We start from the raw sequence: 25,442 nt of genomic DNA, 5'->3' as shown, positions 1-25,442 counted from the left end.
TCGCCCGGCGCGTCGTGGTTCCGGTCAGGCCGGGGTCTGCGCGGAGGGAGCTTCGGTATCGGCTTCGTCGTGGTCGGACAAGCCGAGACGCAGATGTTCGCTGTGGTAGACGGCTTCGTCGAGCAGTTGGGCGACGTGGTTGTCGTAGAGGCTGTAGATGATGCTGCGGCCTGTCCGGCTGCCGGTGACCAGGCCGAGGTTGCGCAGCAGCCGGAGCTGATGGGAGACCGCCGACTGTTCCATGCCGACCGCCTCGGCGAGTTCGGAGACGGCACGCGGGCCCTGGCGTAGTTCGGTGAGGATGAGTAGCCGGCTCGGTGTGGCCAGAGCCTGCAGCGTGGTTGCCACATGTGCGGCGGATTCGACGTCCAGTCGCGCGGCAGGCCGGTCGCGGCCGTCGACCCCATGTCCCATGACTACGGAGTTTAACCCAAGTCTGGTGCATGAATGAAGACATGTTCATTTGTGCTGTTATGGTGGGCCAGTTCCTGCTCTGATCTGTGGAGGTCTCTCGTGGTGTCGACCACCGTCACAACCAGTCGACCGGTCGCCACGCCGACGGCGCCGCCGCGACGCACCCGGCTGTTCGCTCTCCCCGAAGCGCGCTGGGCCGCAGCGGCTTCGGTGTTGTTCCTGCTCGGCATGGTCACCCAGTGGCTGGACGCTCCGGTATGGCTGTGGTGGGCGCTGTACCTCGCTTGTTACGCCACGGGTGGCTGGGAACCGGGTTCGGCCGGCCTGCGGGCGCTGCGGGAGAAAACGCTCGATGTCGATCTGCTGATGGTGTCGCGGCGATCGGTGCCGCGGCGATCGGACAGGTTCTCGACGGTGCGCTGCTGATCGTCATCTTCGCGACCTCCGGTGCCTTGGAGGCGCTGGCCACCGCGCGGACCGAGGATTCGCTGCGCGGACTGCTGGATCTGGCCCCCGACACCGCCACCCGGCTCACCGGCGACGGTGGCGAGGAGACCGTCGAGGCCGCCGATCTGGCGATCGGTGAGGTGATCCTGGTGCGCCCCGGCGACCGGATCGCCGCCGATGGGACAGTGATCGCCGGGGCCGGCGAAGTAGATGAGGCCGCCATCACCGGTGAATCGATGCCGGTGGACAAATCCACCGGCGACGAGGTGTACGCCGGAACCCTCAACGGCACCGGTGCCCTGCGAATCCGGGTGGACCGTCGTGCCGAGGACTCCGTCGTGGCCAGGATCGCCGGACTGGTCGAAGAAGCCAGCCGCACCAAAGCGAAAACCCAGCTGTTCATCGAGAAAATCGAGCAGCGCTACTCGGTGGGCATGGTCGCGGTCACTCTCGCCGTCTTCATCGTGCCGCTGCTGTTCGGCGCCGACCTGCAATCCGCGCTCCTGCGCGCCATGACCTTCATGATCGTCGCCTCACCGTGCGCGGTCGTACTCGCCACCATGCCGCCGCTGCTCGCGGCCATAGCCAATGCCGGCCGGCACGGAGTACTGGTCAAATCCGCCGTGGTGATGGAGCATCTCGGCACCACCACCCACGTCGCCTTCGACAAGACCGGCACGCTGACCCGCGGTGTCCCCGAACTCACCGACATCCGGCCGTTACCCGGAAGTCCCTGCACCGAGGAGCAGATCCTGCGGCTGGCCGGGGCGGCCGAGCACGGCAGCGAACACCCACTGGCCGCCGCCGTCGTGCGGGCCGCCCGCCACCGCGACCTGTCACTGCCCGCCGCCGACGAATTCAGCTCGCTACCCGGCCGAGGAGTTTCGGCGCTGGTCGACGGCCACTTCGTCCAAGTCGGCTCGCCCGCGGCGTTGCTCGGCGTCCACGAATCGGCAACACCCGAGGCGGCCGCCATCGTCGATGAACTGCAACAGCGCGGGCGCACCGCCGTGGTCGTCCTGTGCGAACGGAACCCCGTCGCCGTTCTCGGACTCGTCGATCAACTGCGCCCCGAGGCCGCCGCCGCCGTCTCCGCGGTCACCGGATTGACCGGCACCGCACCGGTTCTGCTCACCGGCGACAACGCGGCGACCGGCAACCAGCTGGCCGGACAGGTCGCGATCACCGACGTACGTGCCGGACTGCTGCCCGAAGGCAAGATAGCCGCCGTCCGTGGATTCGAGCGGGAAGGCGAGCGGATGACCGTCGTCGGGGACGGCGTCAACGACGCGCCCGCCCTGGCTGCCGCCCATGTCGGAATCGCCATGGGCGGTGCCGGATCCGATCTGGCCCTGCAGACCGCTGACGCGGTCGTGGTCCGCGACGACCTGACCGCCATTCCCGCCGTGATCGCGCTGGCCCGGCGGGCCCGCCGCATCGTGCTGGCCAACCTCGCGATCGCTGCCACCTGCATCACCGTCCTGGTGCTCTGGGACCTCTTCGGTCATCTCCCGCTGCCGCTGGGCGTGGCCGGCCACGAAGGTTCCACAGTGATCGTCGGCCTCAACGGCCTGCGTTTGCTCACCGGCCGAGCCTGGAAACAGGCCGAACGAAGCGTGAAACGCGAGCGACACGCCTCCGACTGAACCGTCTCGAGCCCAGTCCTCACCCTGCTCAGGTGCGCGGAGGCGTAGGTGGGGTGAATTGGACGATGAGCCATCCAGACACGCCTCGATCCCGGCTGTCTCGGCTGCACCGATGACTTTCGGGTGATCCTGTCGTCGATACCTGTGGATTTGCCGACAGACAGGAGTCCAGGCATGACGGAGCCGTTTCGATCGGGGATGACCTCGGTGCGGGCAAATGGTGTCGATCTCGGTATCGAGAGCTTCGGCCGTGCGGACGATCCGCTGGTCCTGCTGGCCGGTGGCACAACGATGTTGTCCTGGCCCGACCCGTTGTGCGAGCGGCTCGCGTCGGGCGGCCGGCGCGTGGTCCGCTACGACCTGCGCGACTCCGGCGCATCGACCGCCCTCGACCCTGAGGCCCCGGCCTATAACCTGCGAGATCTCGCCGCCGACGCGGCCGCGCTGGTCGAGCGGCTCGGTGCCGGGACCGCCCACCTCGGTGGGATCGGCGTCGGCGGGATGGTCGCTCAGGTCGCCGCGCTGGACCACCCGGATGTGTTCTCCGCACTGACCCTCGTCGGTACCCGGCCGGTGGCGCCGGGCCCGGTCGACGAGGACCTGCCCGACCACGACCGCGCGGTCATGGGCGCGCTGTTCGCCCGCCCACAACCGGACTGGACCGACCGAGACGCTGTCGCGGCGTTCGCCGCCGAAGGCGCCGGGCCGATGGGCAACGATCCACAACAGGCCCGGGCGACGGCGGCCCGGATCTGGGACCGGACACAATCGAGCGATCCCGCGGTGCACCAGGCGAACCAGCTCGGGATGGTGTTCTCCCGGATCGACTGCGCCCCGCGCTGGCGGGAGCGGCTCGGTGAGCTCGACGTGCCCACACTCGTGGTGCACGGTCGCGCCGATCCGTTCTTCCCGGTCGGCAACGGCGAGGTCCTCGCCGCCGAAATCCCCGGGGCGCGATTGGTCGTCCTCGATGACATGGGGACCGCTCTGCGCGACACCACGGCCGACCGGGTCGCCGCCGCCATGCTTGCCCTGTAACCGCCCGCGAGTGCGGCAGACTGAGCCTCGCGGATCGCACGATGTAATCTCCTGGCGGTAGCGGAGACGAGCGGATTCGGGAAGCCGGGACAGCAGTGGTCCTTTCCGGCGGGGGTGATCGCAGCAGTCGCAGGACGAGCCGCTACTCGCGGCGGCCAGCCCGATCCCGATGGGCGAGCTCGCCTTGGGAGAGCTCGGCGGGTATCGCGCGCTCGAGGATGGAGGGCGAGGCGAAGTTAGGACCTTCCGTTGGATGCCTGCTCCGGGGGCCAGCGGTCGGTGATCATCTCGGTCATCTCGTTCACCCAGGTGTCGTCGAGGGCGGCATCACGACGGATGAGGATGCGGAAGATCGCGGTGCCCGCCACGACCTCGGCGAGCATGGGCAACTGGTCGTCGTCGCGGCGCTGCTGGCCGTAGCGGGATTCGAAAGCGGCCAGGTTGCCGGCCAGCCGGTCGATCATCATGCTGTGCACTTCGGGGGCGGCGACGGTGTCGGCGATCAGTCCCGGTAGTGCCACCCGCACTTCCGGTCTGTCGAATATCGCGCGGACCGTCTCGACCAATGCCCGGATGTCCGCGCGGATATCGCCGGAACCGTCCGGGGTGGGAATCGTTTCGGCGGACAACACGGCCTCGTGGACGAGCTGTGCCTTGCCCGACCAGCGCCGGTAGATGGCGGCCGTGGTCGTCCCGGCGCGCGCGGCGATCGCCGACAGCGATAGCGCGGGGTAGCCCGTCTGCAGGATCAATTCCCGGGTGGCCGCGATGATCGCGGCGTCGATCCTGCCGTCGCGCGGCCGCCCCGGCGTGGATGGCGCAGACCCCTTGCCTTCTTTGCGGCCTTCTGCTGTCATGATCCCACCCTAATTCCAATACGGTGTGCATCATATTTGAGGGAGAGCGTGTGAACCTGAGCCCACTCGACGAGTATCCGATTCATCAGACGCCGGCGCCCCTCACCTGGCCCGCCACCTCCGATCGGAATTTCTACGATCGCTCGTACTTCAACGTGCTCGATCGGGACGGCCGCTTCATGGCCCTGACCGGAATCGGCTACTACCCGCGCCTCGGCGTGAAGGACGCCTACTTCGTCGTCCGTCGAGGGGACACCCAGACCGCGGTGCACCTCAGCGACGCCCTCGATGACGACCGTCTCCACCAGAACGTCAACGGCTACCGTCTCGAGGTCGTCGAACCGTTGCAGGAGTTGCACCTCACCTTGGCCGAGACCGAGGGCATCTCCGCGGATCTCACCTGGCGTGGGCTGTTCCCCGCCGCCCTCGAACGGCCGCACGAAATGCTGACCGAACGACGAGTGACACTGCAGGCCAGCCGGTTCGCCCAGGTCGGCACGTGGCAGGGCTGGATCGATGTGGACGGCGACCGCTTGACAGTCGATCACGACACCAGCGTGGCGAGCCGCGACCGATCCTGGGGTATCCGGCCGGTCGGTGAGCCGGAACCGGCGGGCCGGCCGGATGCCGCATTCCGCGGAATGTGGTGGCTCTACCTGCCACTGGCCTTCGACGATTTTCAACTGTTCCTGATCCTGCAAGAAGACCCCGACGGCCACCGCAGCCTCTACGACTGCACCCGCCGCTGGCGCGACGGCCGCGTCGAACAACTCGACGGAGTACGCGCCACCATCCACTACACACCCGGTACACGGATCCCGCATGGTGCCCATGTCTCGTTCATGAACCGCGCCGGTGACCGGATCGAACTCGATATCGAATCGAAGCTCTTCGCGCCCATCGCGTTCGGGTCCGGTTACGGCGGCGACTCCTCCTGGGCGCACGGCACCTGGAAGGACGGGCCGTTCGCCGAACGCGTCAGCTTCGACCTGACAGACCCCGCGGTGATGGCCCGCGCGCCGTTCAGTCTCATCGACCATGTCGGCGCGGCCGTGTGTACCGAAGCCGACGGGCAGGTCCGCGAGGGCGCGGGGTTGTTCGAGCACGGTGTGCTCGGACCGCACTATCCGTCGGGGTTCTCCGACTGGACCGACGTAGCGGAATAGGCACGACGTATGAAGATCATGACAGCGCTGTACGGCCCCACCGATGCGGTCGAACGCGCGACAGTGCTCCAGGAGGCCGGCGCCTCCGGCGTTTTCACCTTCGAAGGCCCGTTCGACGTTTTCACGCCGCTGGTACTGGCATCGGCAGTCAAGGATCTCGACGTGATGTCCAACGTCGCGATCGCACTTCCCCGCAACCCGATCCAGCTCGCCCACCAGGCCAACGATCTGCAACTGCTCAGCGAGGGGCGTTTCATCCTGGGGCTGGGCACACAGGTGCGCGCGCAGATAGAGAAGCGTTACGGGGCCGAATTCGACCGTCCGGTCGCACGGATGAAGGAAATGGTGGGGGCGCTGCGAGCGATCTTCGCGGCATGGAACGACGGTGCACGGCTGGACTTCCGCGGCGAGTACTACCGGCACACCCTGATGACGCCGACCTTCGTCCCCGGGCCGAACCCGTTCGGTCCGCCGCCGATCTATCTCGGCGCACTGGGACCCCGGCTGACCAGAGCCACCGCGGAGGTGGCCGACGGGCTGCTGGTGATGCCGTTCGGGACGAAGCGGTTCCTGCACGGCACGACGATGCCGGCCGTCCGCGCGGGGCTGGCCGCGGCCGGACGCAGCGAGGACGACTTCGAAGTGGTACCCGAGATCATCGTGTCGGTGGCCGGCGGACGAGACGACGACCATGCCTCGACCCGGATGCTGCTGGCGTTCTACGGCTCCACCCCGGCCTACCGGCCGGTGCTCGACGCTCACGGCTGGGGTGAGCTGCAGCCCGAACTCAATGCGATGTCCAAGCAGGGCCGCTGGCGGGAGATGGCGAGCCTGATCGACGACGACATACTGCACACCATCGCCGCCTGCGGTACCCCGGCCGAGGTGGCCGCGCATATCCGGGACCGCGTGGACGGCGTATCGGACCGGATCTGCCTGTATCAGCCGGGTCCCATCGCCGTCGACGCGCTCGCCGAGATCGTGGACGCGCTGGGAGGATCCGCATGTCACTGACCACGATCGAATTCGACGACGTCACCGATGACCGCTACGGCGGCAAAGCGGCCGGCCTCGCGCAACTGCGCCGTCTGGGACTTGCGGTGCCGGTGGGATTCGTCGTCGCCGATGTTTCCGGGCAGGACGCCATCGAGGCTGCGGCAGAGAGGTTTTCCCAGATGGCCGCCGCCGGGGCGACCCCCGTGGCCGTCAGGTCCTCGGCAGTCGGAGAAGACGGCGACGACCAGTCCTTCGCCGGGCAATACGACACGGTGCTGGGCGTCGACTCCGCCGACGCCTTCGCCGCGGCCGTGTGTACCTGCGCCGCCTCCGTCCATTCCCGGCGAGCCTCGTCCTACAGCGGACAACGCGGCGCCACCATGCATGTAGTGGTTCAGCAGATGGTCGACGCCCGCGCCGCCGGCGTCGTGTTCACCGCGGACCCGGCGACCGGCCGCCGCGACCTCATGGTGATCGACGCCGTCACCGGACTCGGTGAAGCGCTCGTCGACGGTACGGCTTCCCCTGACCATATCGTCCTGGATTCCGACGGCACGCCCGCTGTGCACGAGGTCGGCGAGGTGCCGGTCTTGTCACCGGAGGAGATCACGGATATCCGGTCCGCTGCCCAGCGTGCCGCCCGGCACTGGGGCAGGCCGATGGACCTCGAATGGGCGATCGACCGATCCGGGAAACTGTGGTGGCTGCAGGCCCGGCCGATCACCACCCTGCCCGGCGCTCTCGACGAGATGGATTCGCCACTCGCGGGCGCCGACCACGTGTACACGCGCTGCAATATCGGCGAGATGATGCCGGGGGCCTTCTGCCCGCTGACCGCATCGGTATCCGGCTATGCCATCGACTACGCGATGCAGATGACGCAGGTGGTGGCGCGGGCCCAGGCCGGTTACGAGAAGCCGTGGCTGCAGGTCGGCTATTTCTACGGCCACATGTTCCTGAACCTGACCGAAGGTACGGCGCTGAGCTCGGGCCTGCTGGGCAATTCGCTGGAGCAGTTCTCGATGTCGATCTGCGGCCGGGTGGTCGACGAGCTGCAGGCGCAACCACCGAAGCCGTTCGCTCGCAGGCTCGTCAACACCGTCCGGCTCACCACACACGCACTGTGCGCCGGCCCCGCGATCCGCCGTTTGGGCGATCGAATCGCCGAATTCCGGCTCCCGGACGGTGACGACCCACGGATCATCCTGCGCCAGTTGGAATCCGGCGTCGAACAGTACTGCGATATCACGCTGACCCATGTGCGGTCGTCGTCACGCGCCGCGGTTGCCGCCAATATCTTGGAGAGCGTTCTCGTACGTCAGGCGGTCAGGGACGGACGCAGCGAGGAAGACGGCCGAGCCGATGCGGCCAGGCTCATGGCCGGCGCCGCCGAGGTCGAGAGCGCGCTCATGCTGGAGGAGCTCCAGTCGGTCGTGCGCACCATCGCCGGCGACGAGGCGGCCACCGAGGAGTTCCTGGGGCGGGAGCCGGACCACGCGGTCAGCGAGCTGCGGGCAGCTGACAACGCCGGTGGTGGGGCGTTGCGGCGTTTCCTGAGCCGTCACGGTCACCGTGGATACCGCGAGCTGTGTATGCGTGACCCCTCCTGGGCCGAGGACCCGGGAGGCCTGGGAACGATGATGCAGGTCATGCTGCGCTCAGCGGTCGATCCGGCCGACCGTGGGCCGGTGCACGCACACGTCGAGGCGCCCAGATCTGCGGCCGTCGGGTTTCTCGCCCGGCTGGCACAGGGGGGCGCGCGGGGGCGCGAGGAGACGAAATCGAAGATGGCTCTGATGGCCCATGCGCTCAAGCTCGGGTACCGGCACCTGGGCGAAGTGCTGGCCGGGTCGGGACGGCTGCCCGACGCCGATCTCGTCTTCTTCTTCGACCGCGGGGAATTGCACCGCGTCGTCGGTACGGAAGACATCACCGGTCTCGTGCAGTGCGCCCGGAAACGCCGAGACGCGCTGGCGTTCCAGGATTCCCTCGAGTTCGACGACGTGTCGGTGGGCCGGCCGGCGCCCCTCATCGCCCGGATACAGCACGCAATCACCGACGACCAGATCCCCGGACGGCCCGCCGGCCGGGGAACCGTGGAAGGTGTGGTGCGTGTCGCGAAGTCGATTGTCGAGGCACGTGACGTGCGGCGCGGTGAGATTCTGGTCGCCCCGGTCACCGACGTGGGGTGGACCCCGTACTTCACGGTCATCGCCGCGCTTGTCACCGATATCGGCAGCTCGGTATCCCACGGTGCGGTGGTGGCACGCGAGTACGGTCTACCGTGCGTCGTCAACACCCTGGTGGCCACCCGGGTGCTCCGGACCGGCGACCGCGTACGTGTGGACGGGGACCGAGGCCTGGTCACCCGCCTCGGCGAGCCCTGACTCTCGCACCGAGCGACTCGGGGAACGGACAGACGAGTTGAGGTTCGCCGACCGGTATCCCGTGAAGTATCAGGCACATCTCATCGACGACGACTTCCGCGATCATCCGGGGGAAGGGACACCCTCGCGCGAGGCCGAGCTGGCGATATGGACCGTCACGTCCAAAGGATTACCGCGTAGTCCCGGGCCCGGGGTAGCAGGGTCGGGGTGTGGCGGAAGATCGATACGGTGTCATCGTGTTCGAAAACAATTCGCGCCTGGAGCGCAAGATCGATCGTCTCGGGCGAAAACTCGACCTGATCTTGCAGCACCTGCAGATCGAAGACCCCGATGCTGTCGACTTCACCGAAATCGATGAGCTGCTACGCCGGAACAAGAAGGTCCAGGCCGTCAGGCGTTTCCGCCAGCTAGACCCCGGCGCCGGCCTGAAGGAAGCCGCGGATGCGGTCGAAGCCCGTAGGAAAACCCTCTGAGGGGCTGAACACGGCCACGACGGCCAACTGGATGCGCCCGGCAGCAGATCGGCCCGCCGACTCCGCGGCGAAACTGTGCAAGAACTTGCGCCCGAGGTGCCCTTCTGAACTCCCTGAAGGATTCGGAGATCTTCCCGGCATCGGTGCGCTTCTCCGGTGTCACCATCTCGTATGCCCTCGGCGCCATCCTCGGCGGTGCGTTCGCGCCCGCTGGGTGTTCTACCGCGGCCGCGCCCCGGCTCGGTATCCGCAGGCTGCTGACGGGGTCCACGCACCGGACTAATAAATAATAATTTAGTATTGACAGTGTGGGGTGTGGTCGGCGACTCTGATCGAAGCGAAGTTGCCCAGCGAGACATCGAGGTCACATGCAGGTCAAGTGGAAGTGGGGCGCCGTCCTGGGCGCGGTGCTGATCGCCGCGACCGTCGCGGGCTGCGCGGGCAAGGTAGGTGCGAACGGCCGCGTCGGGGTCGTCTACCTGAACGCGGAGGGGTACTACGCCGGCGTCGCGAGGGGCCTGAACGACACCTTCGCCGAACTGCCCGACGCGCCGCAGCTGCTCGCGTCGAACATCCAGTCGGATGCGTCGAAGGAGAGCACGTTCGTGGATACAGTCGCCTCGGTCGAGGCCGACGCGCTGATCATCTCGCCGTCTTCCGCCACCGCCTCCGTCCCCGCCTTGCGGCTCGCGCATGACAGCGGCGTACCGATTATCTGTTACAACACCTGCGTAGAGGATGCCGCCGCCCGGGAGCTGGTGTCCGCCTACGTGCTCGGCGACCCCGAGGAGTTCGGCGCCGCTTCAGGACGTCAGATGGCCGCCTACTTCAAGGAACAGGGCATCACCGCGCCGAAGGTGGCGGTGATCAACTGCGAACAGTTCGAGGTGTGCGTCCAGCGCCGGAACGGTTTCGAAGAAGCGCTCACCGCGGCGATTCCCGGTGCCACAATCGTGGCCAATCAGCAGGGGCTGACCCTCGACGAGGCGGTGCAGCGCTCCGAACAGGTTCTCACGGCCCAGCCCGATATCGACGCGTTCTACGGTGAAGCCGGCTCACAGATGATCGGCGCGGCCCGCGCTGTCGCGGCCCGCGGTAAAGCCGGTGACGTGGTGGTATTCGGCGGCGATATGTCCACGCAGGCGGCCGGGATGTTGCGCGCCGGCACCATTCTCAAGGGCGTCACCGATATCTCCGGTATCAAGGTCGGCGAGCTGGCGGGCCGCGCGGCCGTCGACATCCTCGACGGCAACCCGCCCACGGAGTTCGTGATCCCGGCGCCGGTCGACGAGTACGTCGGAGCGCAGGCCGGCGCGGACTGGATCGAAACGCATCCGGACGGCATCCCGTGACCTCCGCACCCGCTCGCGACCCACGCCATTCCCGGAAGGACATCATGGATCACCGCACCGGCGATGCCGCCGTCGTCGTCGAGATCGAGGGTTTGACCAAGCGCTATGGCGGCGTGCAGGCGCTGACGGATGCCTCCGTGACCATTCGTGCCGGTGAAGTGCGGGCACTGCTCGGCCGCAACGGCGCCGGGAAGTCGACGATGATCCGGCTGCTCGCGGGTGTCGAAACCGCGGACCGGGGCACCATCCGCGTCGGCGGTGAACTACTCGGCCACGGCGGTGTCCGGCGGTCGACCGCGCTCGGTGTCGAGACCGTCTACCAGGAACTGAGCCTGGTCCCCGAACTGACCGTCGCGGAGAATATGTTCCTGGGCGTCTGGCCCCGCACCGGCGGCCGGGTCGATTACGACACCATGCGCCGCGAAACCGCCGCCGTGCTGGAGGAACTCGAACTCGATATCGACCCCCTCAGCCGGGTCGAATCGCTCCCGCTCGCCGAACAGCAGCTCGTCGAGATCTGTCGTGCCGTCCGGCGTCGCCCCCGGCTGCTCATCCTCGACGAGCCGACCAGCGCGCTGGCCGCCGCCGAGGTCCAGGCGGTACTGAAAACGGTCGACCGGATCGCGGCGGCCGGGGTCGCGGTCGTGTACGTCAGCCACCGTCTCGACGAGATCCGGCAGGTCGCGTCGAGCGCGACCGTGATGCGTGACGGCCGGGTCATCGAAACTGTCGCGCTCGAGGACGTCAGCACCGCCCATGTGGTGGCGCTGATGGTCGGCTCCGCCGAGCCGGCCGTGGAGGAACGCGCCGAGCGCGTCGTGGATCGCTCCGGAACCCCGTTGCTCTCCGTACGGAACCTGGTGTTGCCGCCGAAGATTCGCGAGGTGTCCTTCGACGTGCACCCGGGCGAAGTACTCGGGCTCGCCGGTTTGATGGGTTCCGGCCGCAGCGAACTGCTGCGCGCCATCGCGGGATTCCATCCGATTTCGTCCGGCTCCGTCGCGGTGGCCGGGACCGATGTCCGCAACCCCAGTGCCGCCCGGATGAAAGCCCTGGGCGTCGGTATGACCCCCGAGGATCGCAAGGGCGCCGGCATCGTGCCGCTGCTCGGTGTCGACGAGAACATGCTCATCTCGGATTATCGGGCGGTCAGCTCCGGACCGACCATCCGCTACCGCCGGGTCCGCGATGCCGCCGCCGGCCTGATCGCGCGGCTGTCGATCGCGACAGCTCGCGCGCAGACGCCGATCGTCAACCTCAGCGGTGGCAACCAGCAGAAGGCGGTTATCGGTCGCTGGCTGCACGCGGGCAGCCGGATCCTGCTGCTCGACGAGCCCACTCGCGGTGTCGATGTCGCCGCGAAATCCCAGATCTACCGCCTCGTCCGGGAACTCGCCGATGGGGGAGCCGCCATCGTGTTCGTCTCGGGCGAGCTCGAGGAACTGCCCCTGGTCTGTGACCGCGTGATCGCGCTGCGCGGCGGTGCGATCACCGAGGAGCTGACCGGCTCCGGTATCACCATCGATTCTGTCCTCGCCGCCGCGATGGCGGCCTGACCACCACGAAGCAGAGACGAGAAGAGGACCCCGTGGTCATCACCAAGAACAATCTCCAGCCGGGTGATTCCCGCACAGTGCGCAGTTGGCTGGGCTCGCGTAGCCATCAGCTCAACGAAATCGGCCTCGTGGTGGCGATCGCGGCACTCTACGTGGTGCTCGGTCTGACGGCGTCGGGTTTCATGGACGGCTCGAACCAGCTCGGCATCCTGCGGGATGCCGCGACGATCGGAATCGCCGCCTGGGGGGTGACGCTGGTGATCATCGCGGGCGATATCGATATCAGCATCGGCCCGGCCGTCGCGTTCGCATCGGTGTTGGTCGCGATGGGTAGCGCCCAGTGGGGGCTCGGTGTGTTCGGGGCCGTGCTGCTGACCCTGGTACTCGGGGCGGCCTGGGGTGCACTGGCCGGCTGGTTGCGTGCCAGTTTCAATGTGCCCTCTTTTATCGCCACCCTCGGTCTGTGGAGTGTCCTCGGCGGTCTCGGTCTCTATCTCACCGACGCCCTGCCCGTGGTGCTCCCGGAGAGCGGCCTGTTCGACCTACTGGGCGGTTCTGTCCTGGGTATCCCCACCTCCGCGGTGGTGATGCTCATCCTGTTCGCCGTGTTCGTCTACATCGCCAAGTTCACCGCGTACGGTCGTTCGGTGTACGCCATCGGCGGTAACGCGGCCGCCGCCCAGCTGGCCGGAATCAACCTCACCAAGGTACGTATCCTGCTGTTCGCCACCACCGGCCTGCTCTCCGCGATCACCGGCGTGCTCCTCGCCTCCCGGCTCGGCGCGGGATCCGGTAGCGCGGGATCGGGACTGGAATTCGATATCATCGCCGCCGTCGTCATCGGTGGCGCCGCTCTCGCCGGTGGTCGCGGCACGATGCTGGGCACCTTGCTCGGCGTCGTCTTCATCACCGTGATCGGTAACGGGCTGGTCCTGCTCGGGGTGAACTCGTTCCTGCAGGACGTTGTCCGCGGCGTGATCATCGTCGGCGCCGTGCTGATCAACGCGCTCGTCGTACGCCGCGGAGCCGCGGCCGTCCGCACCGCATGACGGGCTCCCATATCCGTGCGGGTCACCACTCGGTCCTGACCCGGCCGCTCACAGGAGGAATCGTGACCACAACCGAGTCCGGGACCGTTCCCGAGACGATGCCGGGTATCTACCTTCCCGGTAACTCCACCACCGAGATGCGGCAGGTCCCCGTGCCGGTGCCCGGCCCGGGACAGTTGCTCGTCGAGGTCGGCGCCGCCGGTATCTGCGGTACCGATATCAGCTACATCTACCGCGAGTACAAAACACACCGCGGTATCGACGGCCCCGCTTATCGCGGCGTCGTCTCCGGCCACGAGCCTTCCGGTCGCGTCGTCGCCGCCGGACCGGGCTGTGCCCGCTTCGGCGCCGGCGACCGGGTCATCGTCTACCACATCGCCGGCTGCGGACTCTGCGACAACTGCCGCCGCGGCTTCTACATCAGCTGCACCGCACCGTCGCGGGAGTCGTACGGCTGGCAGCGCGACGGCGGCAACGCCCGGTACGTTCTGGCCGAGGAACGCACCTGTGTGCCGCTGCCTGCGGAGCTGTCCTATGTCGACGGTGCGCTCATCGCCTGCGGGTTCGGCACGGCCTATGAGGGATTGCGCCGCATCGGTGTCAGCGGGGAAGGGGACCTGCTCGTCGTCGGTCTCGGACCCGTCGGTCTCGCGGCCGGCATGATCGGCCGCGGGATGGGCGCCCGCCGCGTGGTCGGCGTCGAACTGTCCGGCGTGCGCCGGGAATGGGCCGATTCGCTCGGTATCTTCGACGCCACCGTCGCGCCGGACGAGGCGGACACCGAACTCGGCCGGCTCACCGGCGGCGCGGGTTTCGCCTTCACCATCGATGCGTCCGGCTCGGCGCCCGGCCGGTCCACGGCGGTCGAGCACGCCGCCGAATGGGGCCACGTCTCGTTCATCGGCGAGGGCGGCCGTTTCGACACCGAGGTTTCGGACACCCTGCTGCACAAGCAGTTGACATTGCACGCGTCGTGGGTGACGTCCCTGCAGGCGATGTCGGAGCTGGCGGCCAATCTGGTCGCGTGGGGGCTGCGTCCCGAGGCAGTGGTCAGCGATCGGTTCACCCTCGACGAGGCCGATCAGGCCTTCGCCCTCGCCGCGGGTGGCAGCCGCGGCAAGGTCGTCTTCGTCTCGGATTCACTGCCGTGACGCCTCGGCCGCCCGCTACCGGAACCCACGTCGAGATCGACGAGGGTGCCGGGCATCGTCCGGACGTTGTCTGGCTCGACAACGCGGTGTTACGGCTCGGATTCGTCCCCGCGCTGGGCGGACGGCTGCTCTCGGTGCAATTGCGCGGCCGGGAAACCCTGTGGCGCAACGCGGACCTGCTGGACGAGAACTTGTATCCGGTGCCGCCGCACGTGCCCGCACCGGTTTCGGGGCCGATGAGTGCCTGGAACAACTACGGCGGAGACAAGACATGGCCCGCGCCGCAGGGCTGGTCGGGCCCGGCCGAATGGGCGGGCCCACCGGACCCGGTGCTGGACTCCGGGCCGTACGACCGGCACGTAGAGCGGACTCCGGGTGCGGTGACCCTGACGATGACCAGCGGTCACGACCCGCGCACCGGCCTGACGCTGACCCGGGCGGTCACGCTGCGGGACGGACAGAGCTGGTACGACGTACGGCTCGAGGCACGCAATACGTCGGCGCAGCCGGTGCGGTGGGCGCTGTGGAACGTCACCCAGCGCGCCGCGGGCGGACCCGGGAGCGGTGGTGTGTACGTCGGTGTCACCGATGGCGACCACCGGGCGGTGCCGCTCGCTGTCGGCACCGGCGCGCCCCGGCACCAGGTCCTCGGCGCCGATCGGCTCGTGGTCCCGCACCAGGATGTTGTGGGCAAAATCGGCTTCCCCGGTGCCGGTGGATGGCTGGCGCACGCGGCGCACGGCATCACCACTACCCAGACCTTCACTATCGACCCGCGCGGTGCCTACCCGGACGGCGGGTCCCGGGTGGAGGTGTGGATGGAACATCCGCTGAGCGAACCGATCGAACATCTCGGCGGCCTGCGCCCGCGGGCCCGGATCGTGGAGATCGAACTCCTCGGCCCTTCGGTGACGCTGGCGCCGGGCGAGCACTCCGCACTCGCGTATCGGAGCGCGACCGCCGCCGGTGCGGGTGAGGTCCGCACCGTCACTCCGGTCGGGCACTGGGAGAGCGACGCCCGGTTCGCCGCGTATGTCGACGGCGACCTCCTGGCCGGCGGTATCGCCGTCGGCGGTGTGCGTGCGGGTGCGGGAATCACGCTGGACAGCGCCGTGATCGGGAGTCCGGTCACGCTGCGCGAGCACGGCACCGGAGTCGAACACGACCTCGGCGCCGCCCCCGGCCCCGGCCGGGCATACGACCAGGAGGAGCAGCTGTGACCGCAGAACCCGGCACCGGCACGGTGCTGATCACCGGTGCGGCCCGGGGTATCGGTGCCGCGACCGCCCACCGCCTGGCGGCCTCCGGCCGGTCGGTGGTGTTGTTCGACCTTGCCGAGGAGGTCGCCGAAACGGCCGCGTCGATCGAATCGGTGGGCGGCCGGGCTCTGGCCTTCCGCGGCGACGTGACCTCCGAATCCGACTGGGCGACAGCGATCGAACGCACGCATGCGATATTCGGTCCCGTCGACGCCCTCGTCTGCAACGCGCTGGCCACCGATCATGTCCCACTGCACGAGATGGCGCTCGCGTCGTGGCAGCGGCAGCTGGACGTCAACCTCACCGGCGCCTTCCACGGAATCCGGGCCTGCCTGCGCGACCTGCGGCGCGACCGATGCGGCGCGATCGTCATCGTCTCGTCCGTCCACGCCGGTTTCGGTCTCCCCGGGGTCCCCGCCTACGCGGCGACCAAGGCCGGGCTCACCGGGCTCACCCGGCAGCTGGCCACCGAGTACGGCGGTGAGGTCCGGGTGAACTGTGTGCTGCCCGGACCGATCCTGACCACGCAGTGGGACGGTATCCCGGAGGCAGATCGCGCCGCGAGCGCCGCGGAGACAGTGATCGGACGGCTCGGTGATCCCGGCGAGGTGGCCGGCCCCATCGAGTTCCTGCTCGGTGCGTCCGCATCGTTCGTCACCGGCGCGACACTCACCGTCGACGGCGGCTGGAGCATCACCAAGAATTCGTCGTAACCGCAACAGACGCGGTGTGACACATATTCACGGAGAGCGGAGTCGAGGAAAGATGACAGGCTATGCGGGACGCGGCGTCCACGGTACGACGGTGGAACTGCTCGGTTCCCGGATCGTGGACGGCACCATGGCGCCCGGCGAGATCCTCGATCTTCGGGAGATCGGCGCTCGGATGGACCTGTCGCTGACCGCGCTGCGCGAGGCGATCAAGGTGCTCGCGGCCAAGGGCCTCGTCGATTCCCGGCAGCGCCGCGGGACCTTCGTCCGGGACCGGTCCGAGTGGAACGTGCTCGACAGCGACGTGATCCGCTGGCGGCACTCCGCCGGAGACGCGTCCTCGATGCTCGACGAACTCGCCGAGGTGCGGGCGATCGTCGAACCGTCGGCCGCCGGACTGGCCGCGCTACGCCGTACCGACGAGGACCTCGCCGCCTTCGAAAAAGCTCTCGCCGATATGGCCGCCGCCGCGACCGGAACCGCGGAACAGGCCGCCGCCGCGGACCTGGCCTGGCATGGATTGCTGTTGCGGGCCGCCCACAACGAAATGCTGGCCAGTATGAACGTGCTCGTCGAACCCGCGCTGATGGTCCGGGATTCCCTCGTGCACAACCACACCACCGACGACCCGGTGCCGAGTCACCGCGCTGTCGTCGACGCCATCCGGGCGGGCGATCCCACCGCCGCGGTGGCGGCGACCCGGGCACTGCTCGACAAGTCCGCAGACGACCTGTCGCGCGTGCTCAATCTTCTCGACAGTAAGGAATCCGGGTGAAGATCACCGCTATCGATACCTTCGCAGTCGCGCCACGCTGGCTGTTCTGCCGCATCGACACCGATGCCGGCCTCGTGGGCTGGGGCGAACCGGTGGTCGAAGGCCGGTCCGATACGGTCCGCGCCGCGGTCCACGAACTCGCCGAACTGCTCATCGGGAAGGATCCGCGCACCGTCGAGGCGCACTGGCAGGTCCTCACGAAGGGCGGCTTCTACCGCGGCGGACCGGTGCTTTCCAGCGCCGTCGCCGGAATCGACCAGGCCCTGTGGGACATCCTCGGTAAATCCCTGGGTGTACCGGTGCACCAGCTGCTCGGTGGCGCGGTACGCGACCGGGTCCGCGTGTACGGGTGGGTCGGCGGCGACGAACCGAACGCGGTGGCCGACGCCGCGCGTGCCCAGATCGAGGCCGGTCTGACGGCGCTGAAGATGAATGCGTGCGGGCGATTCGGCCGGTTGGCGACGCCCGCCGAACTCGACAGTGTCGTCGCACGCGTCGGCAAGGTCCGGGACGCGATCGGTGACCGCAACGATATCGCGATCGACTTCCACGGGCGCGTCGGAGTCGCGGACGCGCGCAGGCTCGTGCCGATGCTCGAACCGATGCGTCCGCTGTTCGTCGAGGAACCGGTTCTGCCGGAACTGAGCCACCGGCTGCGGGAGGTGGTGGAGTCGGCCACCGTGCCGATCGCGACCGGTGAACGCCTCTACTCCCGAACCGAATTCCTGCCCGTGCTCGAATCGGGCGTCGCGATCGTGCAGCCGGATCTTTCGCACGCCGGCGGTATCTCCGAGGTCCGGCGCATCGCGTCCCTGGCGGAAACCTTCGGCGCGCTGCTCGCCCCGCACTGCCCGCTCGGCCCGCTGGCGCTGGCGGCGAGTCTGCAGGTCGCCTTCGCGACCCCGAACTTCCTGCTGCAGGAACAATCCATCGGCATCCACTACAACGAGGGCAGCGCGGAGCTGCTCGACTACGTCCTCGACCGCACCCCCTTCCAGTTCGTCGACGGGCATATCGAGCGATGGGACGCACCGGGTCTCGGGGTCACCGTCGACGAGGCAGCGGTCCGGGCGGCCGACGCGGTCGCCACCAGCTGGCACGGGCCGATCTGGCACCACTCCGACGGGTCGTTCGCCGAATGGTGAACCCAGTCGGTAAAAGCCCACGACACGAGACCGGACGGAATCGAGGAATTTCATGACCCTGCTCGACGACCTACGTGCCCACCGGCTGCTCGGCATCATCCGTGGCACCGACGCCGCCGCATCGATCGACACCGCACTGGCTCTCGCCGACGAAGGCGTCCGGCTGTTCGAGGTCTCTCTCACCTCCACCGGCGCGTTACGTGTGCTCGAGGAGGTGGCGACGCGGCTGGAGGGACGAATTCAGCTCGGCGCGGGCACTGTCCTCACGCCCGACGAGGTGATCCGGGTGCGGGACGCCGGCGCCACCTACGTCGTCACCCCGGGTGTGGCGCCTTCGGTGCCCGCGGCGATCGAAGCCGGAGTCCCGGTGCTCTGCGGTGCCCTCACGCCCACCGAGATCATCGCCGCCGCCGGGCTCGGTGTGGACGCGGTGAAGATCTTCCCGGCATCCACGATGGGTCCCGGATACTTCAAGGATCTGCGCGCACCGTTTCCCGATATCCCGCTGATCCCGGTCGGCGGTGTGGGCGCGGATACCGTGCCCGCATACCTGGCCAACGGCGCGGTCGCGGTCGGTGTCGCGAGTCCGCTGTGCGGGGACGCCCCGAACGGGGGTGACCTGGACGCGCTGCGGTTGCGGGCACGGTCGTTCCTCGGGGCCGTGCGGGAGCAGATATGAGCGCGGCATCCGAGCGGGCGCTCGACGTCGTCACTTTCGGCGAGACGATGGTCGCGGTGCGCGTAGCGGACCGGATCCGGTACGGCGGCGACGCCACCTTGGCCGTCGCCGGGGCGGAGTCCAACGTGGCGATCGGTCTCGCCCGTCTCGGCCACCGGGTGCGATGGGGCGGCAGGCTGGGCGCCGACGAATCCGGTGAACTGGTGCTGCGTACCCTGCGCGCGGAGAACGTCCTCGTCGACACCGTCTCACGCGACCCCGAACGCGCAACCGGCCTGGTGTTGTTCGAGCAGCGACTGCCGGATGTGACCCGCGTCGAATACCACCGCCGCGATTCCGCGGGCTCCAGGGCCGGCGCGGCGGATGCCGTTGCGGCACTGACGGAAATGCCGCGAATCCTGCACGTCACCGGGGTGACACCGGCCGTCTCCGCGAGCGCCGCCGAGGCCGTCACAGAGGCCGTGCGCATCGCCCGCGCGGGCGGCGCGCTGATTTCTTTCGACGTGAACTTCCGCTCCCGGCTGTGGGATTCGGAAACTGCGGCGGCAGCGCTACGGCCGCTCGCCCGCGGCGCGGACGTGGTCATCGCGTCCGAGGACGAACTCGGTCTCGTCGCCCGTGATCCCGCAGAGCTCCTCGACTGCGGAGTGGCGGAGGTGGTGATCAAGCTCGGCGCCGCCGGCGCCGCCGCGCACACCGCCGCGGGCGTGACCCCGGCTGCGGGACACAAGGTGGGTGTCGTCGACTCGATCGGTGCCGGCGACGCCTTCACCGCGGGGTATCTGTCCGCACTGCTCGACGGTGGTGAGGTCGCCGAGCGGCTCGCGCGCGCGAACACCCTCGGAGCGTTCGCGGTGTCGAGCAGAGGTGACTGGGAAGGGTTGCCGAGTCGCGACGAGCTGGATCTGATCGCGGCAGGCCCCGGGGCGGCATTGCGATGAGCACGGTGGGTGAGTGGAGCGCGCTCGGCCGGGAGCGACACGAACTGGGCGAGGGTGCGCGGGTGACGGACCACGGATTCCTGTTTGTCGACCTGCTGGCCGGAAAGTTGTTCGAGACCGACGGCGGGCCGTCCAGCGGAACCGCCGGCAAGCCATCCTCCGGGACCGAGGCCGACGCGGCGGCTGCCGCACGAGAACTACTGCGGCTCGATGTCCCCCTGGGCGCCGTCGCACCGCGAGCCGACGGCGGCTGGATCGCCGCGGCCGGTACCGGAATCGCGCTGCTCGACGTCTCCGGCGGTACAGAAGCGGATGCCGCCGCTGAGATCCGGTGGCTGGCACGGCCGTTCGACGGCACCCCGGTTCCGATGCGGATGAACGACGGTGTCGCCGATCCCCACGGCCGGTTCTGGGCCGGCGCGATGCCCTATGACGGTACCCCCGGCGCCGGTCGGCTGGTGCGGGTCGACACCAGCGGCAGCGTCCAGGTGGTTCTCGACGGAATCACCATCCCCAACGGGCCGGCGTTCAGCCCCGACGGCGCCACCATGTACCTCGCCGACAGTGCACGCGGGGTGATCCTGCGGTACCGCGTGGGGGAGGACGGCGGGATCGACGAGTCCGCGGTGGTCTTCGCCGCGGTCGGTGATGCGAGTCCCGACGGTATGGCCGTCGACGCGGACGGATACGTATGGTCGGCACTGTGGGGCGGCCGCCGACTGCACCGGTACAGCCCCGACGGGGAGTTGGTCGACGTGGTGCCGGTACCGGCCGCGCAACCGACCAGCGTCGCATTCAGCGCCCGTGCGCCGCACCGGGTCCTGGTCACCACCGCCACTCACGGGCTGGCGGAACCGGGTCCGCTCGACGGTGCGACGCTGGTCGCCTCGACGACGGTCCCCGGACTGCCCACGGCAACCTTCGGCGGGTGAGACGCCGGCCCCGAGCCCGCCATCCGTGGGCGGTTTCGCCCGCCACAGCGGGTGATGTTCTGCGATGTTCCGGTGAGCGTCGCGGCTGTGGCACATCTGACTTCGGTCCGGCGGACCGCGGCCCTCGCGTAAATCTGATCAGGCCTGTGAACAGGCACTTTCCGGTCCGCTGGTGACCGGCCACTCCTCCGGCATTGTCATATCTCAAATCATATACGATCATCAATGCCGGGTCGTTGCGAGACCCACCTCACAGCGACATCCCAAAGGAGTGCAGATGTCCACGGATCTTTCGACCGTCTCCGCTGTCGACCGCAGACGCGTCGCTTTCGCCACCGTCGTAGGCACGGCGGTGGAGTGGTACGACTACTTCATCTACGCCTCGGCTGCCGGGCTGGTGTTCGGGAAACTGTTCTTCGAGCCGGCCGGCTCCGGGTTCGGCACGATCCTGTCCTTCCTCACGGTCGGCGTGAGCTTCCTGTTCCGGCCGCTCGGCGCGTTCCTCGCCGGTCATTTCGGCGATAAGGTCGGCCGGCGCCCGGTGCTGGTGACCACGCTCATCCTGATGGGAACCTCCACCGCGCTCATCGGTCTGCTGCCGACCTACGAGGCGATCGGTATCGGCGCGCCCCTGCTGCTGGTGCTGCTGCGGATCCTGCAGGGTGTTTCCGCTGGTGGCGAATGGGGTGGGGCGGTGCTCATGGCCGTCGAGCATGCGCCGCGCAACCGTCGCGGCCTGTTCGGTGCCATGCCGCAGATCGGTGTGCCGATCGGATTGCTCATGGCCAGCGCCATGATGGCGAGTATGGACGCGCTCTTCCCGGGTGACGCGTTCCTGGACTGGGGCTGGCGTATCCCGTTCCTGTTCTCGGTGGTGCTCATCCTGGTGGGTTCGTGGCTGCGCCGCAGTGTCGAGGAGAGCCCGGTGTTCGCCGAGATCGCCGAGCGTAAGGAGCAGACCAAGGCGCCCATCGTCGACCTGTTCGCGCGCTTCACTCCGCTGGTGCTGCTGTCGGCGCTGGTCTTCGTCGGTAACAGTGCCGTCGGGTACATGACCACGGGTGGCTATATCCAGGGCTACGCGACCGATCCGGACGGTGCCCTCGGGCTCGATCGCGGGCCTGTGCTGTGGGCTGTGACCGTCTCGTCGATCAGCTGGCTTCTCGCGACCCTCGCGGCCGGATGGATCTGCGATGTCATCGGCCGCCGGGTTACCTACATCGTCGGCTGGTGCGTGCAGGGTGTTTTCGTGCTCACCCTGTTTCCGCTGGTGAACACCGGGAACGTCGTATTGCTCGGTGTCGGCCTGGTGCTTCTCACGCTGGGCCTCGGCTTGACCTACGGCGCCCAAGCGGTCTGGTACACCGAGCTGTACCCCGCGTCCGTGCGGTTCTCCGGAGTGTCGATCTCGTATGCGCTCGGCTCGATCCTCGGCGGCGCCTTCGCCCCGACCATCGCGCAGTGGATCCAGCAGAGTACCGGCTCCTCGACGAATGTCGCCTACTACCTGCTCGGTACGACCGTGCTGGGGCTGGTCGGGACCCTGTTGCTGCGGGATCGCAAGGGTATCGATCTGAGCCCCGCCAATGAGGCAAAGCAGCAGGTGGGCATCTACGCGTGGGAGAAGTGATCCCGGTCCGGGGCTGAGTTGTGTGAGAGCCGGGTCACCGCATATCATCGACGAAACAGTCACTATTAGAATTCGCTGTTCCATTATCGAACAAATGCGACTCGCCCGCAACGGAGTGAGGAGAGCCCGTGCAGTTCCATCATCACGGCTATGTATCCGGTGATCCGCGCATCCAAGCGCCTGCCGGTTTCGGCGTCGACCGTCCCGCCGAACTCCCCGATGAGGTCGATGTGCTCATCGTCGGCTCCGGGCCCGCGGGCATGATCGCCGCCGCGCAACTCGCGCAGTTCCCGAATATCAACACCCGCCTCGTGGAGAAGCGGCCGGGCCGGCTCGAAGTCGGGCAGGCGGACGGGATCCAGGCGCGCAGTGTGGAGACCTTCCAGGCGTTCGGCTTCGCCGAGCACATCACGGCCGAGGCCTACCGGATCTCCGAAATGGCGTTCTGGAAGCCGGATCCGCAGAACCCGGCGAATATCGTCCGCGCGGCTCGCGCCCTCGACGACGAAGCCGGTATCAGCGAGTTCCCGCATCTGATCGTCAACCAGGCGCGGGTGCTCGACTACTTCGCCGAGGTGGCCCGGAACTCGCCGTCGCGGCTGGAACCGGATTACGGCTACGAATTCGTTGGTCTCGAAGTGGCCGAGGATGGCGACCGTCCCGTCACTGTGACACTTCGGCGTGCAGCGGGCGAAGCCACGGGGGAGACCCGGAACATCAAGGCGAAGTATGTGATCGGATGCGACGGCGCGCACAGCCGCGTCCGCGAAGCCATCGGCCGCCGGTTCCTGGGTGAAAAGGCCAACCATGCCTGGGGCGTCATGGATGTGCTCGCGGACACCGACTTCCCCGATATCCGCCTGAAATGCGCCATCCAATCGCACGACGGCGGCAGCATCCTGCATATTCCACGCGAGGGTAACCACCTGTTCCGGATGTATGTCGACCTCGGTGAAGTAGCCGAAGGCGACGGCGGCAAGGTCCGCCTGACCTCGCAGGAAGAGGTCGAGGCGCGGGCGAACAAGATCCTGCACCCGTACACGGTGACGGTGAAACATGTGGCATGGCGCAGCGTGTACGAGGTCGGCCACCGGGTGACCGACAAGTTCGACGATGTGCACCCCGACCACAGCGGCACCCGGACCCCGCGGGTGTTCATCACCGGCGACGCCTGCCATACCCATTCGGCGAAGGCCGGTCAGGGCATGAACGTGTCGATGCAGGACGGCTGGAATATCGCCTGGAAACTGGGACATGTACTCGACGGCCGCGCACCGGAATCGATCCTCGACACCTACTCGGCCGAACGACAGGTGATCGCGCAGAACCTCATCGACTTCGACCGGGAATGGTCGACGCTGATGGCGACCCGGCCCGAGGAGATGGAGGACCCGTCCCAGCTCGAGGAGTTCTACGTCAAAACCGCGGAATTCCCGGCCGGTTTCATGACCGAGTACACGCCGTCGATGCTGGTCGCCGCGAACGTTCATCAGGAACTCGCGACGGGGTTCCCGGTGGGTAAGCGTTTCAAGTCGAATATGGTCACCCGGGTCTGCGATGCGAACTCGAAGCATCTCGGCCACCATGCGACGGCCGACGGCCGGTGGCGTATCTACGTTTTCGCCGACGAACCCGCCGCGGGCGAGCCCTCGCGGACGACGGATCTGGCCGAATGGCTGGTCACCGCACCGTCGTCACCCCTGCTCGCCCACACCCCCGCGGACGCCGATCTCGACGCGTGGTTCGACGTGAAGGTGATCTACCAGCAGCCCCACGCCGAGGTGGACCTGAGCAAGGTGCCCGGGGTGTTCCTGCCGAAGGTCGGGCCGTTCCAGCTCACCGACTACGAAAAGGTGTATGCCACCGATCCCGCCCACGATATCTTCACCGCGCGCGGGATCTCCCGTGCCGGTGCGATCGTGGTCGTACGCCCCGACCAGTACGTCGCCGATGTACTGCCGCTCGGCGCCACCGGCGAACTCGCCGAGTTCTTCGCCGGGATCTTCCTGCCCCGGCCCAGCGCGGCCTGATCCGGTAGCCGGCTACCCGCCGAGCGCCCGCGCGACCCGGCCGGCCGCGGTCCGCAGATGCTCGGCGATCTCGGCCTCCGGCCGGGAAAAGGAAACATGGATGGCGGCAATGGATCCACTGGGCTGGCCGGGAATCACGAGTGGCACCGCCACCGACCGCAGCGACGGCACCACTTCGTCGCTGCTGACAGCGAAACCGCGGGCGCGACTGCTCACCAGTTCGTCACGCAACTCCGCGGGCCAGGTGTGCTCGGGCAGTTCCATCAGGATGGCCTTACCCGGGCCGCCCCGGGCGAGCGGATGCCGATGACCGGGGCGGTAGGTCACCGCGACCGTCTGTTCGGGAGCCGCACTGGTGAGGGTGACGGCCTCGTCGTCGTCGAGCCGGACAACCAGCAGGCAAGTCATCCCGAGTTCGTTGGCGGCCGTGCGCAGTTCGGGCAGGGCCGCCTGCTGGAGGTCGAGGGAGACACCGGACGCGAGGGCGGCCAGGCCCGCACCGAGCACGATCCGCCCCGCCGGATCGCGGGCGACGAGACCGTGATCCTCCAGTGTGCGCAGCAGCCGATAGGCCACCGAGCGGTGCACACCGAGCGTTTCGGCGAGTTCGTCGATGCTCATGCTCCGTCCGGCGGCGGCGAGGATTTCGAGCAGCCGGATACCGCGCCGCAGGGTCTGCGATCCGGCGGACTGTCCTGGTTTGTCGGCCACGCGCCGCCCCTCCTTCTGCGTCCCGCGCGGACCCGCCCGCGCGCTGTCGCTCGATAGTAGAACAGCGAATTCGTTATTCGGGCATCCGACGCGTGCCG

At 68.2% G+C, this 25,442-nt stretch carries 21 protein-coding genes and 1 pseudogene; 19 read left to right on the top strand and 3 right to left on the bottom strand.

Annotated features, from left to right (window positions below):
* Positions 1–24: 24 nt before the first annotated feature.
* On the bottom strand, positions 25–414 hold the full coding sequence (locus ABZ827_RS07940) for a metalloregulator ArsR/SmtB family transcription factor (protein ID WP_357233970.1): 390 nt from the start codon (positions 412–414) through the stop codon (positions 25–27).
* A 99-nt stretch (positions 415–513) separates the two neighbouring features.
* Between ABZ827_RS07940 and ABZ827_RS07935 the strand changes: the two are divergent.
* Positions 514–2,507 (top strand): annotated as a pseudogene (locus tag ABZ827_RS07935) (heavy metal translocating P-type ATPase).
* Positions 2,508–2,705: 198 nt separating this feature from the next.
* Positions 2,706–3,545: an alpha/beta hydrolase gene (locus ABZ827_RS07930; protein ID WP_357234594.1), complete on the top strand. Its 840-nt coding sequence runs from the start codon at positions 2,706–2,708 to the stop codon at positions 3,543–3,545.
* A gap of 236 nt (positions 3,546–3,781) precedes the next feature.
* Here ABZ827_RS07930 and ABZ827_RS07925 read toward each other — a convergent pair whose 3' ends face one another.
* Positions 3,782–4,402, bottom strand: a complete 621-nt coding sequence (locus ABZ827_RS07925; protein ID WP_357233968.1) for a TetR-like C-terminal domain-containing protein — start codon at positions 4,400–4,402, stop codon at positions 3,782–3,784.
* 50 nt (positions 4,403–4,452) lie between these two features.
* Between ABZ827_RS07925 and ABZ827_RS07920 the strand changes: the two genes are divergently transcribed.
* From ABZ827_RS07920 to ABZ827_RS07840, 17 genes are all read left to right on the top strand, one after another.
* Entirely contained in the window at positions 4,453–5,568 is a 1,116-nt protein-coding gene (locus ABZ827_RS07920; RefSeq protein WP_357233966.1) for a hypothetical protein, read from the top strand.
* Between the two features lie 9 nt (positions 5,569–5,577).
* Positions 5,578–6,582, top strand: a complete 1,005-nt coding sequence (locus ABZ827_RS07915) for a TIGR03617 family F420-dependent LLM class oxidoreductase (RefSeq protein WP_357233963.1) — start codon at positions 5,578–5,580, stop codon at positions 6,580–6,582.
* On the top strand, positions 6,573–8,951 hold the full coding sequence (locus ABZ827_RS07910; RefSeq protein ID WP_357233960.1) for a PEP/pyruvate-binding domain-containing protein: 2,379 nt from the start codon (positions 6,573–6,575) through the stop codon (positions 8,949–8,951). Before ABZ827_RS07915 ends, ABZ827_RS07910 begins: the two co-directional genes overlap by 10 nt.
* 209 nt (positions 8,952–9,160) lie before the next feature.
* On the top strand, positions 9,161–9,424 hold the full coding sequence (locus ABZ827_RS07905; protein WP_357233958.1) for a hypothetical protein: 264 nt from the start codon (positions 9,161–9,163) through the stop codon (positions 9,422–9,424).
* Positions 9,425–9,792: 368 nt separating this feature from the next.
* Positions 9,793–10,776: a substrate-binding domain-containing protein gene (locus tag ABZ827_RS07900; RefSeq protein WP_357233956.1), complete on the top strand. Its 984-nt coding sequence runs from the start codon at positions 9,793–9,795 to the stop codon at positions 10,774–10,776.
* Between the two features lie 44 nt (positions 10,777–10,820).
* Positions 10,821–12,332, top strand: coding sequence for a sugar ABC transporter ATP-binding protein (locus ABZ827_RS07895; protein WP_357233953.1), 1,512 nt, complete (start codon positions 10,821–10,823; stop codon positions 12,330–12,332).
* 32 nt (positions 12,333–12,364) lie between these two features.
* Positions 12,365–13,381 (top strand): ABC transporter permease, encoded by a 1,017-nt coding sequence (locus ABZ827_RS07890; protein ID WP_357233951.1) that lies wholly within the window; start codon positions 12,365–12,367, stop codon positions 13,379–13,381.
* Between the two features lie 62 nt (positions 13,382–13,443).
* Positions 13,444–14,532, top strand: a complete 1,089-nt coding sequence (locus ABZ827_RS07885) for a zinc-binding dehydrogenase (protein ID WP_357233948.1) — start codon at positions 13,444–13,446, stop codon at positions 14,530–14,532.
* Complete coding sequence (locus ABZ827_RS07880) at positions 14,529–15,752, top strand: DUF4380 domain-containing protein (RefSeq protein ID WP_357233945.1); 1,224 nt, start codon at positions 14,529–14,531, stop codon at positions 15,750–15,752. Before ABZ827_RS07885 ends, ABZ827_RS07880 begins: the two co-directional genes overlap by 4 nt.
* Positions 15,749–16,504, top strand: a complete 756-nt coding sequence (locus tag ABZ827_RS07875) for an SDR family NAD(P)-dependent oxidoreductase (RefSeq protein WP_357233942.1) — start codon at positions 15,749–15,751, stop codon at positions 16,502–16,504. The genes ABZ827_RS07880 and ABZ827_RS07875 overlap by 4 nt, the downstream gene beginning before the upstream one ends.
* A gap of 52 nt (positions 16,505–16,556) precedes the next feature.
* On the top strand, positions 16,557–17,276 hold the full coding sequence (locus tag ABZ827_RS07870) for a FadR/GntR family transcriptional regulator (RefSeq protein WP_357233940.1): 720 nt from the start codon (positions 16,557–16,559) through the stop codon (positions 17,274–17,276).
* Positions 17,273–18,421 carry a galactonate dehydratase gene (dgoD, locus tag ABZ827_RS07865; RefSeq protein WP_357233937.1) on the top strand — a complete coding sequence of 383 codons (1,149 nt, stop codon included), beginning with the start codon at positions 17,273–17,275 and terminating at the stop codon, positions 18,419–18,421. The genes ABZ827_RS07870 and dgoD overlap by 4 nt, the downstream gene beginning before the upstream one ends.
* A gap of 52 nt (positions 18,422–18,473) precedes the next feature.
* Positions 18,474–19,100: a bifunctional 4-hydroxy-2-oxoglutarate aldolase/2-dehydro-3-deoxy-phosphogluconate aldolase gene (locus tag ABZ827_RS07860; protein ID WP_357233934.1), complete on the top strand. Its 627-nt coding sequence runs from the start codon at positions 18,474–18,476 to the stop codon at positions 19,098–19,100.
* Entirely contained in the window at positions 19,097–20,041 is a 945-nt protein-coding gene (locus tag ABZ827_RS07855; RefSeq protein WP_357233931.1) for a sugar kinase, read from the top strand. Before ABZ827_RS07860 ends, ABZ827_RS07855 begins: the two co-directional genes overlap by 4 nt.
* Complete coding sequence (locus tag ABZ827_RS07850) at positions 20,038–20,973, top strand: SMP-30/gluconolactonase/LRE family protein (protein ID WP_357233929.1); 936 nt, start codon at positions 20,038–20,040, stop codon at positions 20,971–20,973. The genes ABZ827_RS07855 and ABZ827_RS07850 overlap by 4 nt, the downstream gene beginning before the upstream one ends.
* Before the next feature lie 277 nt (positions 20,974–21,250).
* Positions 21,251–22,603, top strand: coding sequence for an MFS transporter (locus tag ABZ827_RS07845; RefSeq protein WP_357233927.1), 1,353 nt, complete (start codon positions 21,251–21,253; stop codon positions 22,601–22,603).
* Between the two features lie 128 nt (positions 22,604–22,731).
* The gene (locus tag ABZ827_RS07840) at positions 22,732–24,633 is read left to right on the top strand and encodes an FAD-binding monooxygenase (protein ID WP_357233924.1); all 1,902 of its coding nucleotides are present in this window, start codon (positions 22,732–22,734) and stop codon (positions 24,631–24,633) included.
* A 12-nt stretch (positions 24,634–24,645) separates the two neighbouring features.
* Here ABZ827_RS07840 and ABZ827_RS07835 read toward each other — a convergent pair whose 3' ends face one another.
* Complete coding sequence (locus tag ABZ827_RS07835) at positions 24,646–25,344, bottom strand: IclR family transcriptional regulator (protein WP_357233922.1); 699 nt, start codon at positions 25,342–25,344, stop codon at positions 24,646–24,648.
* Between the last annotated feature and the right edge of the window lie 98 nt (positions 25,345–25,442).

Origin of the sequence: Nocardia sp. NPDC019395 (assembly GCF_040632335.1) — a bacterium.
GTDB lineage: Bacteria > Actinomycetota > Actinomycetes > Mycobacteriales > Mycobacteriaceae > Nocardia.
Note: the sequence above shows the minus strand (reverse complement) of the source record. Positions and strands in the feature narration are given on the sequence as shown.